Genomic DNA, 13747 nt, shown 5'->3' with positions numbered 1-13747 from the left:
AGGAGCACGTCCGTGCCTGCCCCCAGCAACTCTCCTGATCTCCGCCCTGATCTCCGTGGCGCCCTCCGCGGCCTCGACCGCCGCCGCTTCCTGACCGTCTCGGCCGCCGCGACCGCGTTGGCGTTCACGACCGGCCTGCCGCGTACGGGCGCCTTCGCCGCTCCGGCCGGCTCCCCTGCCGACATCACCTCGGACCCGTTCACCCTCGCCGTCGCCTCCGGCGACCCGCTGCCCGACTCGGTGCTGCTGTGGACCCGGCTCGCTCCGCTCCCCCTGGAGCCCACCGGCGGGATGCCGCCGTCGCGTTTCGATGTCCGCTGGGAGGTGGCCCGCGACGCCACCTTCAAGCGTGTCGTACGTCGCGGCACCGCTGCCGCGCACACGGAGTTCAACCACTCCGTGCATGCCGAGGTCCGGGGCCTGGACGCGGCGACCGAGTACTTCTACCGCTTCCGGGTCGGCCAGTGGATCAGCCCGGTCGGCCGGACCCGGACCGCCCCGGCCGCGGGAGCCGCGGTGTCGTCGCTGACCTTCGCCCTCGCCTCCTGCCAGCGCTACGACCAGGGCTACTACACGGCGTACAAGCATCTCGCCGGCGAGGACGTGGACGCGGTCTTCCACCTGGGCGACTATCTCTACGAGTACGCCGTGAACGCCTCCGCCGGGGCGCGCGCCTACACCGAGCCGCTGCCGGCACACCTCAATCACGAGACCGTCACGCTGGACGACTACCGGGCGCGCTACGGGCTCTACAAGTCCGACCCGGACCAGATCGCCGCCCACCTGGCACACCCGTTCATCGTCACCTGGGACGACCACGAGACCGAGAACAACTACGCCGCCGACACCCCGGAGAACTCGGTGCCGCCGGAGGAGTTCCTGGTACGCCGCGCCGCCGCCTACCGCGCCTACTGGGAGAACCAGCCGCTGCGGCTCCCGCAGCAGCCGTCCGGTTCCGACCTGAGGCTCTACCGGCGACTGCAGTGGGGTCGGCTGGCGCAGTTCGACATCCTCGACACCCGGCAGTACCGGACCAACCAGGCCAACGGCGACGGCTGGAAGGTGCCGTCGGCGGAGTCCGAGGCCGAGTCGATGACGCTCCCCGGGAACGAGCAGGAGCAGTGGCTGATCAACGGCTGGCGCCGCTCCTCGGCTCTCTGGAACATCGTCCCCCAGCAGGTCACCTTCTCCCGCCGCGACAACCCGTCCGGCGACGGCACCCGGTCGATGGACTCCTGGGACGGCTACCCCGCCTCCCGGCGCCGGATCCTCGACGGCTGGAAGGCGTCCGAGCAGTCGAACCTGATGGTGCTGACCGGCGACGTACACGTCCACTACGGGCTGAACATCCACGACGACTTCGACGACCCGTCCTCGCGGATCATGGGCACCGAGATCGTCACCAGCTCCATCACCTCGGGTGGCAACGGCGCAGAGCATCCCGCCAACTGGGCTGCCTACCTGGAGCGCAACCCGCACATGAAGTTCTACAACGGCCTGCGTGGCTACACGACCGTCTCCCTGAATGCTGACGGTGCGGAGGTCACGTACAAGAACGTCGCCCAGGTCAGTACTCCGGGGGCGCCGCTGAACGTCGGCGGTCGCTTCTTCACCGAAGCCGGCCGGCCGGGCCTGGTCGAGGCGTAGGAGGTCAGTACGACGCCCGGGTTGTGACAACAGGCTGCGGGGCGGCCTGCGGGCCCCTACGCTCGGAGGCGTGAACCGTCCGCGGTACTCCCCCGCTGTCGGGATCGTGGTCGCCGCGCAGGCCGCCGTACTGCTGGCGATGAGCCCGTTCTACGGGCCGCACCGAGACGAGCTCTACTTCGTCTCCGCAGGTCAGCGGTTGGCTTGGGGATATCCCGACCAGCCGGCGCTGACACCGTTCCTGGCGCGGGTCGCGACCGAGATCGCGCCGTACAACCTCGTCGTGCTGCGGTTGTGGAGTCTGCTGGCGATGGTCGGGCTGGTCCTGCTGGCGGCGGAGTTCGCACGGCTGCTCGGCGGCGGACGTACGGCGCAGGTGCTGACCGCGGGACTCGTGGCCGTCGGAGTGGTCACGATGACGTTCGGGCACTGGCACTCGACGGCCACGTTCGATGCGCTGGCCTGGACGGCGATCCTGGTGCTGGTGGCCCGAGCGCTGATCGCCCAGGGCGGGCGGCAGCGGGGGCTGTTCTGGCTGGCCGCCGGGATCGTCGCCGGGATCGGGCTGGAGAACAAGCACTCGGTGGTCTTCCTCCTCGGCGCGATCCCGCTCGGCATCGCGCTCGTCCCGGCGACCCGGCGCAACCTGACCACGCCGTGGCCATGGTTGGCCGGCCTCATCGCGCTGGTCCTGTGGACTCCCAACCTCCTCTGGCAGCTCGAGCACGGCTGGCCGGTGCTCGACCTCTCCGAGGACATCCGGGAGGAGTACGGCGGGCTGGCCGGACGGATCGGGTACGTCACCCAGGCGCTGATCCTGCTCAGCCCGGTGATCACGCCGATCTGGATCATCGGTCTGGTGGCGCTCTTCCGGCGCCGCGAGTGGGCGCCCTTCCGACCGGTCGCCGTCGCGTTCGTGCTGGTCGCGGGCTTCTTCCTGATCGCGGGCGGTAAGGGCTACTACCTGGCCGGCCTGTTCCCGCCGCTGGTCGCGGCTGGCTCCGTGGTGGTCGCCGACCATCTGCGACCGCGCACAGTCGGCCTTCTCGGCGCCGGGCTGGCGCTCCTGACCATCCCCGCCTGGCCGATCAACCTCCCGGTGATCCCGGCGAAGACCTACGCCAGCTCCTTCTACACCGCCGCCGGCGAGGACCAGCTGGAGACGATCGGCTGGCCCCAGTACACCGCCCAGGTCCGTGCCGTCGTCGACGACCTGACGCCGGCCCAGCGGCGTACGGCCGTGGTCTTCACCACCAACTACGGCGAAGCCGGGGCTCTGGAGTGGTATGGCGCGGGGGTTCCGGTCCATAGCGGCCACAACGGGTGGCGCTTCTGGGAGCAGCCGCCGAAGGGCGCGACACCGATCGTCGTGGTCGGGTTCGAGGACCCCGACCGTTTCTTCGACGGCTGCCGGCAGGTCGCCTCGCTCCACAACCGCGAAGGTGCCGACAACGAGGAGGACGGCGCCCCGATCCACGTCTGCGACACCGCGACACAGCCGTGGTCACAGCTCTGGCACTACAGCGCCTGATCTGCGTCGGTCACCGACCACGACGTCCCGTCGTATCCGACAACGGCGAGATCTCGAGGTCCCCGGTCAGGTAGGCCAGGGTCGTGTCGTTGGACAGCACCACCCGGCGACCTTCGTCCGTACGCCGCTGCAGCGACCTCAACGTCGTGAGTACCTGCTCCGGGCGGTCGAGGAGCGGGTAGCCGACCCGGACGACGCCCTTGCGCCAGCGCTTCGGAATCAGCTGGATCCGATGACGCCGTGTCACCGTCCATGACGGCGCATCGCCCCGCGCGGTGATCTCGAGGAAACGGTTCCTCACCGTGATCCCTTCCGGGCTCATGACCTGCTCGAACAGGTCGACGCGGAGGTCCGCCCACGCAGCCGAGACCGTCTCGGGGCCAAGCTCCACCGTCAGCGCCTCGGGCGTGATCAACACTGCTCGTCGCAGTCCCAGCGTCGTCGCATGCTCGGCCACGACGACGGCGAAGAAGACCGCGATGAGCATGAACAGCAGCCCGATGAACAGGTTGCCGGCCCGAAAGCCGAGCCCCGCCGCCAGGCACAGCATCGCCACGAAGCACACCAACATCAGCTCTCCGCAGATGCCCGGCGCTCGCCTCAGCCGTATCACGATCCCGTCACCGGCGACCACACCCAGCCGCCTGATCCTGCGCGTGGCGCTCCCGGCCGGACGTACGCCCTTGGTGATCAGTCCATGCACACCGATCAGGAACAGCAGGACCCCGAAGCCGGTCCCCAGCAGATAGGGCCCGTACGCACCACCGTCGGCCACCACCGACCCGACACCGATGGCCAGCCCGATCAGGGCGTTGAACACCCCTGTCACCGTCCAAGCAACGCGGCGCAGCGTCGGCATCCACGGCGAGCCCAGATCCTCATTCCCGACCACGCCGTAGACCTTAAGGGTCACACGGGACCCTCTTCACCCTGACTTCATCCGGCGCGACGTGTACGCCCTGATCGAGGCTTCGGCCTCTTCGGCGGTGATGTCCCCGATGAGGACGCGAAGGGTGAGGCCGTCGGAGAGCGAGAGCAACTCGATGGCGTGTGCTCGTGCCTCGGCCTCCTCGAGGCCGTCAGCCTCCTGGATGTGGCGGGTGCACTCCTCGACACCGACCCTCGTCGCCTCGGCCAGGATCTGGCGTACGGCGGGATGTGTCATCGCCTTGGCGACGTAGGCGTACCAGACGGTGACCCCGGTGCGGCCCGCGTCGGTGGCAGGGATCTGCTGGAGCAGGATGTGCAGGAGGCGGTCGTGCGGCGGACGGTCGGCGGTCGCCTCGTACTCGATGACGGCTCGTTTGACGAGCAGGTCGATGCCGGCGACCACCAGCGCGTCCTTGGTGCCGAAGTAGTGCTGTACGCGACCCATCGAGACCCCGGCCCGGGCGGCGACGGTCCGCAGGCTGACGCCCTCGATGCCCTGCTCGGCGACGATCTGCCAGAGCCCGGCGACGATCTCGAACCGGCGTTGTTCGTGGTCGACGGCTCTTGGCATGGCGCCAGGTTAGCAATACAGTCGCATCGCAATAGGTTTCAATGCGATCGCATCGTTATCGGGAACGTAGGTGGCGGCATGGACGGGGACATCGAGGATGAGCACATCGAACCGCGCAGGAGGCGCCGGCGCTGGCCGGTGGCGCTCCTCACCGTCATCGCGGTCGTCTCGACCGGGTGCCTGGTGATGGTGCTCGGCACGAGCGGCCCCGGCGTCGGTCACTTCCGCACCCCGGCCGGACGCCAGACCTACACCGAGGCGTACGCCGCGGCCTTCGCCGCGCTGCCGAAGCCGACCGAGACGCACGACGTGGAGACCACGTTCGGCACGGTCCGTGCGTACGCCTGGGTCAACCCGGAACCGGTCGACGACGTCCCGGTCGTGCTGGTGCCGGGACGGGCCAGCGGCGTGCCCATGTGGGGCGAGAACCTGCGCGACTTCGTCGAGCACCGCACCGTCTACGCCTTCGACGCGATCGGCGACAGCGGGCTCTCCGAGCAGACCCTGCCGCTGCGCGGGATGGACGACAACGCCCGCTGGGTCGAGGAGGCGCTGACAAGTCTCGGGCTCGACCGGATCCACCTGGTCGGTCACTCCCAGGGCGGCGGGCTCGCCGCAGCCGTCGCGGTGCGCCACCCGGATCGGCTGGCCAGTCTTACCCTGCTCGAGCCGATCATGACGTTCGGCATGCTGCCGGTCTGGGCGATCGGCTGGTCGGCGGTGGCCGCTCTCCCGTTCCTGCCCGACTCCTGGCGCGACCATGCGCTGAACCGGATCGGAGGCGTCGAGGACGACGAGGTCGACCCGGATGACCCGATGGCCCGGATGATCGCCGCCGGCACGGCGCACTTCGACTCCGGCAGCCTGCCGACGCCCTCGCGGCTGACCGACGAGCAGATCCGGTCCCTGCGGATGCCGGTGTACGTCGCGATCGCGAGCGACAAGTCGCTGGCCGGTGGCGAGGACGCCGCCGAGAGGGCCGAGCTGCTCCCCCGCGCGACCGTCAAGGTCTGGCCGAAGACCACCCACTCCCTGCCCATGCAGGTCGCGGCCGAGCTCGACGCCGAGCTCGAGAGGTTCTGGGCGGACGTACGTTGACGGCAGCCGTCAGTGCGAGTCGGCCGCCTACAGCAGCGCCAGCGCCGACCCGATCACCAAGGTCAGCCGTCGTCCCTCCCGAGACCGAACGGCCGTCTCAGGCCCAGAGCCCGATGTACTCGATGAACACCCTGAATCCGCCGTTGAACTGGGCCGCGTTCGTGATCGCGTTGATGATGCGTACGACCCAGAAGACCACCAGCGTGTAGCCGATCCCGAGCGCGATCCCGGCGGCCGCGGCGCTCGTTCCGGTTGCCTTCGCCCGGCTCACGCCGAGGTGCCCGAGGACGACCGCGACGGCGATCGGGACGATCGAGGCGATGAGCAGGAGCCCCAGGATGAGCCAGACGACCGGGCGGTCCTCCATGTTGTAGAAGGAGTTGTAGTAGCTCTGGCTGACCTTCGGGATGCCGACGATCACGCGCACCAGGGCGACGATCACCAGCATTCCCGCGCCGAGCCCCAGCCCGGCAAGCCCGAGCCCTACGCCGCTTCGCGGACCGCCAGCAGGTGCCGGAGCGCCCGTCGCGGACCAAACCGGTCCTGTCCCTGCCGCCTCGTTCGGTTGTGACATCGCGCCCTTTTTCGTCAAGTTGGATCGGGCACGTCCTATCGGTGCTGGACGGCCTCGTATGGCCCGAGACGTTATCCCAAAGGCCGGGCCCCACGGGCAGATCCGCGCGGGTGAGCGAGTCGAGATGCGGGACCTGCTCGGTACAAGATTTCTCGACGATTTGTGTTTGAAACCCGGAATTTGGGGTAGGAGAGAGTTACCAATTGCTCCGAACGTCTTGGGGGACCCTCTCGTGAACGTCGAAATCGTCGCGCCGCAGGTGAAGACCGCGGCCCGTTCCATCGGGACCGCGGCCGAAGCCGTCGCAGGTCTCGATCTCGAAGGCCCGATGGGCAAAGTCGCCTCCGCACTGCCGGATAGCACCGTCGTGGGCGCCGCGAACGGCCTCAAAGCCGAGTGGAAGAGCGACAAGGACAAGTGGGTCAAGGACGCTCGCGACCATAAGCAGGCAACTATCGCAGCCGCCGACGCGATCGTGGAGGCTGACACCATCACGGCACAGGCCGCGAAGAACCAGCGCGAGACCATGGGGTACTACTGATGACTGTCACCTACGACGAGCTGCAGAGCTGGAAGCCCGAGCAACTCGACGCCGCTGCCGACGACCTCAACACGGCGCGCAAGAAGCTGTTGGACCAACAGGACGAGATGGACGCGGGCAAAGTCCCCGACACCTGGATCGGCCAGTCCGCCACCGCCGCAGAGAACCGCCACCGTCGCTTGGTCGCCTCGCTCAATGACATGGCCGCTCCCCTGTCGCAGGTCATCAACGCTCTCGATGAGGCATCCGCCTCGATCAAGAAGGCTAAGGACAACGCCGAGGCGGCGTACAACACCGCGATCGGAAGGGGCTGGAAGGTCACCTTTTCCGGCGCGAGCGTGCAGATCTCCGACCCGACCCCGGACGAGGAGGACCCCGACAAAGACAAAGGGATGAGGGACGACCTGGCCGAGGACATCGCTCGCGCGCTGGGTGACGCCGAGGCCGCCGAGAGCAGCTTGGCTTCCGTCCTCAACTCTGCCAAGAAGGGCGACTACGACGGCGGCGACGGTTCGATCGAAGAAGCGAGCCTCCCGCCAGAGCTTCGCAATCTGTCCACCGACGAGCTCATCAAAAAGATGCTCGAAGACCCCGGCAAGTACGATGGCTACACAAATGCGCTGTCGACCTACGAGCAGCAGCAGTTGGGCGAGGCGATCGCCAATCGGTTCGGTGATCTGACAGCCGAGGACGGGATCGGCGACGACGGCACGCCCCCGATCGGGGATCCGGAAGCAGCCAAGTTGGCCGAGATGCTGGCCGCCTACGGCGACGACTCGACCGTCTCCACGGCCATCCTCAACAAGACCGGGACCGATGGGTTCCTCAACATTCAGAAGAATCTGCTCGCCTCGATGCAGTCGGGCGGCTGGTACATGGGCGAGGATCAGCCGTACGTCACCGGCGACACGATGGCTGACTTGCAGCGTGCCTGGGGCACGACGCTTGCCTCCGCGACGAGCGGCACCACCGGCGACAACGTCGCCGGGACCTCCGAGCACGTGTCCGGCGACTGGGTGCAGTCTCTAGTGGAGCGAGGTGACGACGAGTACGAGGTTGCCCACGCGATGGGCGACACCGGTTCGCCGTACGGATTCCAGCTTCTCGCACCGATGTTGCGGGACGGTGGACACGGCTCGTACTTGTTGAACGAGGTCGGCACGTCGATGGAGAAGATGGAGCGCGACGCGCCCGGGGGCGGGTTGATCTGGCGAACCGGAAACGGACAACTCGACTTCACGCAGGGAACGTGGGACGAGTTGTCTGGAGAGGATCCCAACTACGACTCGGGCATGGACCCGTTCGGGGCACTTTTCGATGGGATGTCGCAGAACCACGAGGCAGCGCGAGACTTCCTGTCCGGCGACCTTGCTGGAGCCGGCGCCGTCGACGATTCGACATCCCGCATGGAGTACTACATGAAGGACCGCATCTGGACTGCGCTGCCTGATGGGTTCCAGCCGGCTGACTCACACTTCGGAAACGCACTCGTCTCGGCCACGACACACCACCCAACGCAGGTCTCTGCCGATCTCGCCGAACAGGCTGTCGGCGTCAGTTCCGAGATGATCGACGCAAAGGGCGGAAAACACCTCCCCGAATCGCTGCAGGTCGCGATGGGAGACGTGGTTTCTGCCTACATGCCCGATGTCTTCATCTCTCAGTCTGATGGCGGACTGAATCACATGTACGGTCATGACGGACTCGATCGCCCAGTCGTGGCGGAGTTCGACCAAGTTCAGATGGGTCAACTGCTCTCGGAACTGGGGACTAACAAGGATGTCGGCGAGGAGGTCTTCGCAAACGCGAGCGCGTACGCCAATCTCGGCTACAACGAGGCATTCGGGCGAGAAGGGCTGCCGGTCGATACCCGAGCCGAGCAGGCGAAGAGCCTGGTGAACGACCCGTTCGGCAGCGTCCTCGGCTCCCTTCAGAAGGGCTATGGTGAGGACCTTCTCGCCGAAGGCGCTGCAAGCGACGCGGAGCACAACGCAAAGGGCGACACCGCCTGGCAGGTTGGCGGCTGGATCGCAGGGCAGGTCAACGATGCAACCGTCGGCAAGATCCCGTTTGTAGGAGGACCAATTTCCGACCTCACCGGAAGTGCGATCGACAGCGAGGTGCAGGCGGGCACGACATACAACGACGTCGACACTAGCTCTCAGGTCCGAGACGACATCGGCAGGTCGATCACCGACAGGCACGGAACGATCGAGGCCCTGATGCAGGAGGCCATGTACCGGAACATCGACACCGATAAGTTGCCTCCTGAGCTAGTCAGCGATGGCAAGGCAGTGCCGATGTCGGAATGGACCGAGGAGCAGGCGAACAAGTGGTACGACTACACCCTCACCAGTCCCGAGGGGATCGCGGCCCGAGGCGTCCAGGAGGATCTCTTCGACGAGGAAACCTTGGGCCACTCGGAGCGCGGGCAGGAACAGGGCGGATGAGGAGAGTCCGACTGATCGCCGCGCTTGTCGCGGTGCTGACGATAGCCGCGGGGTGCGCCGGCGACACGGAGCGCGACGATGCCGGACGCATGGTTCTCGCCGATGAATTCTACGAGGCGATCGTATCAAGCGGTGAACCCTCTGCGACAATGGCAAGGGTCATCTTGGATGGCACCGTGCCGGATGATGTCGAAGTGAAGGGTCTCCCGACCACGCCGACAGCACGACTCGGGTTCTTCCTCACCGAGGTCACAGCGCTGCCGGCTGACTCGAGCCTGAGCGGCATCGTCGAAGCGGACGATGCGATCGAGCCGCTTGTGATCCCTGCATTGGCTCAGGCGTCCATGCCGGTGCCCGACAACGGCACCACAGACGCCTCCGAGGTGATGCTGGAGTTGGCGCCGCAGATTCGCTCGACACTCCGGGATGGCAGCGATGCCGAACGCAGCGAGGTCCTCGCTGCTCTCGCCATCGTCTTCGGCGGAAGCAGCGATTCCGGGACCATCGACGCCTTCGAACGCACGCTTGAAGATGATATGCAGGAAGCGATCGAAGACGAACTGAGCACCCTTGGCCCACGCAATTCAACGGCAGAGGTAGACAACGTAGTGACCTCGCTGGGGCGCGACTGGATCACGCCCACTGCTCAAATCGTCGGAGCCTCGTATCGCATGTTCTGCCAGAACCATCCGGGAGACTGCGACGAGGGGGCCTTCGAAGGCAGAGTCGACCTGTTCCAGCGCCAGTCGTTGGTGCCGCTGTTCATGAACCTCCCAGAGACCGCCTTGCCAGCCATCTTGAAGACTCCTCAGGTGCCCGACTATCCCGCGCGAGATTCTGACGAGGAGGACGTGTGGACGAGATGGTTGCTCGAGCGCGGCCTGAGCCCCATCTCGGAGCTCTACAAGGCTGCGGATCGGGACCCCCAGGAGTGACGCGGCGCACGGTCTTCGATGTCGAGTCAACCCTCTGATCGATTCTGAAACCCCAGGAGCCTCAGTCACACGTCATGTGACTGAGGCTCCTGGGGTTTCAGGCACCCAAACGGCAGCCCGCCCCGGCGAAACCTTCGAATAGGACTTGCGCTCACGCCACTACTCAGCGCTACTATGTACTGGTAGTCAGCAACACTGAGTAGTGGAAGGAGGTGCCCGATGGGCAAGCAGATGACCGAGATGCTCAAGGGGACGCTGGAGGGGATCGTGTTGGCGTTCCTGACCGGCAACCCGGCGTACGGATACGAGATCACGACCTGGCTTCGAAGCCAGGGGTTCACCGAGATCGCCGAGGGCACGGTCTACGCGCTGCTGGTCCGGATCGAGAAGAACGGATTGGTGGACGTCGAGAAGCGGCCGTCCGAGAAGGGGCCGCCGCGGAAGGTCTACTCGCTCAACACAGACGGCGAGAAGTACCTCGAAGAGTTCTGGACCACCTGGGGGTTCCTGGCCGAACGGCTGGAGAACCTCCGTACGGAGGGGAAGTAAGGCATGTCGATCCGATCAATGTTCGAGGCCGTCGTCGGCGAGCTCGAGCTGAAGAAGCGCTGGCGGCAGCTCAAGGCCCGCAAGCAGCAGCTTCCTGAGAACCACCGCAAGGCGCACGACGCGATCGAGCGCTACCTGATGTACTCCGCCGGCATCGCCGACGGCGCGATCCTGACGGCGATGGCCGAGGACCTCCTCGAGCTCTTCGAGCAGGCCGCCGCCGACGGCACCCCGGTCAGCGCGATCGTCGGCGACAACCCGGTCGAGTTCGCCGAAGAGTTCGCCAGGAACTACTCCGAGGGCGCCTGGATCAAGAAGGAGCGCGCCCGCCTCAACGAGGCCATCGAAGACATCAACAAGGAGGACGAGTCATGAGCGCGACAGCTGCCATCTCCGTACGGGGATTGGAGAAGTCCTACAAGGACAACCAGGTTCTGCGAGGGGTCGACTTCGAGGTGGCGCGGGGCACGATCTTCGCGCTGCTCGGGTCCAACGGAGCCGGGAAGACCACGGCCGTACGCATCCTCTCGACGCTCCTGAAACCTGATGGAGGCGCGGCGCTGGTCGAGGGCGCATCGGTCGTCGACGAGGCGCAGCGGGTGCGGGAGGCGATCTCGCTGACCGGCCAGTTCGCGGCGGTCGACGAGATCCTGACCGGGCGGGAGAACCTGATCCTGGTCGCGAAGCTGCGGCATCTCCCCTCCCCCGGCGACGTGGCCGACGGGCTGCTGAAGCGCTTCGACCTGGTCGAGGCGGGCGCCCGGAAGGTCGCGACGTACTCCGGTGGCATGCGGCGGCGGCTGGACATCGCCATGTCGCTGATCGGCTCGCCGTCGGTGATCTTCCTGGACGAGCCGACCACCGGGCTGGACCCGGAGGCACGCCTGGAGGTGTGGCGGGTCGTTCGCGAGCTGACCGCTCAGGGCACGACCGTCCTGCTCACCACGCAGTACCTGGAAGAGGCCGAGCAGCTCGCCGACCGGATCGCCATCCTGCACGGCGGGACGATCATCGCCAACGGCACCCTCGCCGAGCTCAAGGCGATGCTGCCGCCGGCGAAGGTCGAGTACGTCGAGAAGCAGCCGTCGCTCGAAGAGATCTTCCTTTCACTCACCGGCTCTACCAATCGAGGAGCACAGTCATGACCAAGCACGCCTTCGCCGATGCCGGCACCCTGCTGGGCCGCTCGCTGCGGCACATCACCCGAAGCCCGGACACGATCATCACCACCGCGCTCACGCCGATCGCGATGATGCTGCTCTTCGTCTACGTGCTGGGCGGCGCCATCCGGACCGGCACCGACAACTACGTCAACTATGTGCTCCCCGGGATCATGGTCATGGCGATCGCCTCGGGCATCGCGTACACCGCACTTCGGCTCTTCACCGACATGAAGAGCGGGATCTTCGAGCGGTTCCAGTCGATGCCGATCGCCCGCTCGGCGGTGCTCTGGGCGCATGTCGGGACCTCGATGGTGGCCAACATGCTGACCATGGTGATCATCCTGGGCGTCGCGTTCGTGATGGGGTTCCGCACCTCTGCGGACCTGGGCGCCTGGCTCGCGGTCGCCGGGATCCTGGCGCTGCTCACCCTGGCGCTGACCTGGCTCGCGGTCATCCCCGGGCTGGCGGCACAGACCATGGAGGGGGCCACCGGGTTCTCCTACCCGCTGATCTTCCTGCCGTTCATCAGCTCGGCGTTCGCGCCGACGGAGACGATGCCCGGTCCGGTGCGCGCCTTCGCCGAGAACCAGCCGGTCACCTCGATCGTCAACACCATCCAGGCGCTCTTCGCGGGGCAGCCGGTCGGTGACGACATCTGGGTCGCGCTGGCCTGGTGCGTGGGCATCCTGGTCGTCTCGTACGCCGCCGCCATGGCTGTCTACCGGCGCAAGATCAGTTGAGCATCGCCACAACAAGCACCGCAATGACGGCGAAGAGCCGATCTACCCCTTTCGGTGGTAGGTCGGCTGCTCGTCGTTCCTGAGGTTGCCGCGGTAGAAGCCGGTACGCAGCTCGTAGGTGTATTCGTCGAGCTCGGGCATGCCGACACTGGCGGCGTACGCGAGCTCGGCCTCCGCGTCGTAGGGAACCCGGACCCACTGGATGCCGAACGGAGCCTCCTGGTGGCTGTCCATCACGCCCTCGAGGATGACGTAGACCGGGGTCGGGTCGCTCATGCAGTTGCCGACACTGCCGGTGTTGAAGACCGTGCGCCGGTCCCGGTCGGTCTCGTAGTAGGGATCGTGGGTGTCGGCGTACCCGACCATGTCCGGCTCCGGTACGTCGAGACCGGTCGCCTCGGTGTTCTGGAACAGACCCAGGAACTCCTGCTCGTCATGATCGAACCTGACCCGGCGGTGGACGGTCTCCTCGGAAGCATGGAAGAGCCTGATCCGTCGGCCGCTCATCGTGAAGTCGTAGGAAAATGGGAGCGTACGCAGCCACTCCGCCTGCTCCCACGCCTGCAGCCGCCACCACATCAGCCCCACCGACTCGCGGCCGAAGTCAGGCTCGGGGGTGAGCAGGAAGTCCTCCCAGTTGCCGAGGATGTTGACCTCGCACCGCTCTCGGCAGATCTCTGCTACCTCTCGGCCTCGTGGGCCCTTGCCGACGTAGTCGCCCAGGTTGAAGATCCGGGTGATTCCTCTCGCGTCGATGTCTGCGAGGACGGCTTCTAGGGCGGTGAGGTTGCCGTGTACGTCCGAGATCAGCGCTATGCGCTCTGGGGTCATGGGCGCAGGTTAAGGGGTTCTCGGGCGCTCGAGGCTTTCGGCATCTTGTACTGACTGTGTTTTCGGGGTGGGGGTGGGCCGCCGACCCGTTCTTGGAGGGTCTTCTCGACGGGCCCCGGAGTAAAGGACGGCCTTCGGCCGCCGGCTTCGCCGGCCGCTTCGCGGTCCTTGACACCGGGGCCCGTCG

General features: G+C 66.7%; 14 protein-coding genes. 10 read left to right on the top strand and 4 right to left on the bottom strand.

Annotation, left to right across the window (positions count from 1 at the left end; genetic code table 11):
- Nucleotides 1–12 precede the first annotated feature (12 nt).
- Entirely contained in the window at nt 13–1647 is a 1635-nt protein-coding gene (locus ABZY89_RS13530; RefSeq protein ID WP_355227862.1) for an alkaline phosphatase D family protein, read from the top strand.
- A 70-nt stretch (nt 1648–1717) separates the two neighbouring features.
- Nucleotides 1718–3178, top strand: a complete 1461-nt coding sequence (locus tag ABZY89_RS13525; protein WP_355227860.1) for a glycosyltransferase family 39 protein — start codon at nt 1718–1720, stop codon at nt 3176–3178.
- A 10-nt stretch (nt 3179–3188) separates the two neighbouring features.
- Here ABZY89_RS13525 and ABZY89_RS13520 read toward each other — a convergent pair whose 3' ends face one another.
- Entirely contained in the window at nt 3189–4070 is an 882-nt protein-coding gene (locus ABZY89_RS13520) for a hypothetical protein (RefSeq protein ID WP_355227858.1), read from the bottom strand.
- A 33-nt stretch (nt 4071–4103) separates the two neighbouring features.
- Nucleotides 4104–4679 carry a TetR family transcriptional regulator C-terminal domain-containing protein gene (locus ABZY89_RS13515; protein WP_355227856.1) on the bottom strand — a complete coding sequence of 192 codons (576 nt, stop codon included), beginning with the start codon at nt 4677–4679 and terminating at the stop codon, nt 4104–4106.
- Nucleotides 4680–4757: 78 nt separating this feature from the next.
- On the opposite strand from ABZY89_RS13515, the gene ABZY89_RS13510 reads away from it, so the two are divergent.
- A complete protein-coding gene (locus tag ABZY89_RS13510) occupies nt 4758–5777 on the top strand; it encodes an alpha/beta fold hydrolase (protein WP_355227854.1) in 1020 nt (339 codons plus the stop codon).
- Between the two features lie 97 nt (nt 5778–5874).
- Here the strand turns inward: ABZY89_RS13510 and ABZY89_RS13505 are convergent, their stop codons facing one another.
- Nucleotides 5875–6225, bottom strand: coding sequence for a hypothetical protein (locus ABZY89_RS13505; RefSeq protein ID WP_355227852.1), 351 nt, complete (start codon nt 6223–6225; stop codon nt 5875–5877).
- A 358-nt stretch (nt 6226–6583) separates the two neighbouring features.
- On the opposite strand from ABZY89_RS13505, the gene ABZY89_RS13500 reads away from it, so the two are divergent.
- The 7 genes from ABZY89_RS13500 (at nt 6584) to ABZY89_RS13470 (ending at nt 12729) form a co-directional block, all read left to right on the top strand.
- On the top strand, nt 6584–6892 hold the full coding sequence (locus ABZY89_RS13500) for a hypothetical protein (RefSeq protein ID WP_355227850.1): 309 nt from the start codon (nt 6584–6586) through the stop codon (nt 6890–6892).
- Nucleotides 6892–9342 carry a WXG100 family type VII secretion target gene (locus ABZY89_RS13495; protein WP_355227849.1) on the top strand — a complete coding sequence of 817 codons (2451 nt, stop codon included), beginning with the start codon at nt 6892–6894 and terminating at the stop codon, nt 9340–9342. The genes ABZY89_RS13500 and ABZY89_RS13495 overlap by 1 nt, the downstream gene beginning before the upstream one ends.
- Complete coding sequence (locus ABZY89_RS13490) at nt 9339–10277, top strand: hypothetical protein (RefSeq protein WP_355227847.1); 939 nt, start codon at nt 9339–9341, stop codon at nt 10275–10277. Before ABZY89_RS13495 ends, ABZY89_RS13490 begins: the two co-directional genes overlap by 4 nt.
- Nucleotides 10278–10496: 219 nt before the next feature.
- Complete coding sequence (locus ABZY89_RS13485) at nt 10497–10826, top strand: PadR family transcriptional regulator (RefSeq protein WP_141805770.1); 330 nt, start codon at nt 10497–10499, stop codon at nt 10824–10826.
- Between the two features lie 3 nt (nt 10827–10829).
- Nucleotides 10830–11201 (top strand): DUF1048 domain-containing protein, encoded by a 372-nt coding sequence (locus ABZY89_RS13480; RefSeq protein WP_355227846.1) that lies wholly within the window; start codon nt 10830–10832, stop codon nt 11199–11201.
- Complete coding sequence (locus ABZY89_RS13475) at nt 11198–11971, top strand: ATP-binding cassette domain-containing protein (protein ID WP_355227844.1); 774 nt, start codon at nt 11198–11200, stop codon at nt 11969–11971. Before ABZY89_RS13480 ends, ABZY89_RS13475 begins: the two co-directional genes overlap by 4 nt.
- The gene (locus tag ABZY89_RS13470; RefSeq protein ID WP_355227843.1) at nt 11968–12729 is read left to right on the top strand and encodes an ABC transporter permease; all 762 of its coding nucleotides are present in this window, start codon (nt 11968–11970) and stop codon (nt 12727–12729) included. Before ABZY89_RS13475 ends, ABZY89_RS13470 begins: the two co-directional genes overlap by 4 nt.
- A 42-nt stretch (nt 12730–12771) precedes the next feature.
- On the opposite strand, the gene ABZY89_RS13465 is transcribed toward ABZY89_RS13470, so the two are convergent.
- Nucleotides 12772–13560, bottom strand: a complete 789-nt coding sequence (locus ABZY89_RS13465) for a metallophosphoesterase family protein (RefSeq protein ID WP_355227841.1) — start codon at nt 13558–13560, stop codon at nt 12772–12774.
- Between the last annotated feature and the right edge of the window lie 187 nt (nt 13561–13747).

Origin of the sequence: Nocardioides sp. NPDC006303 (genome assembly GCF_040613175.1) — a bacterium.
Classification (GTDB): domain Bacteria; phylum Actinomycetota; class Actinomycetes; order Propionibacteriales; family Nocardioidaceae; genus Nocardioides.
This window is presented reverse-complemented; position numbering and strand designations above follow the sequence as displayed.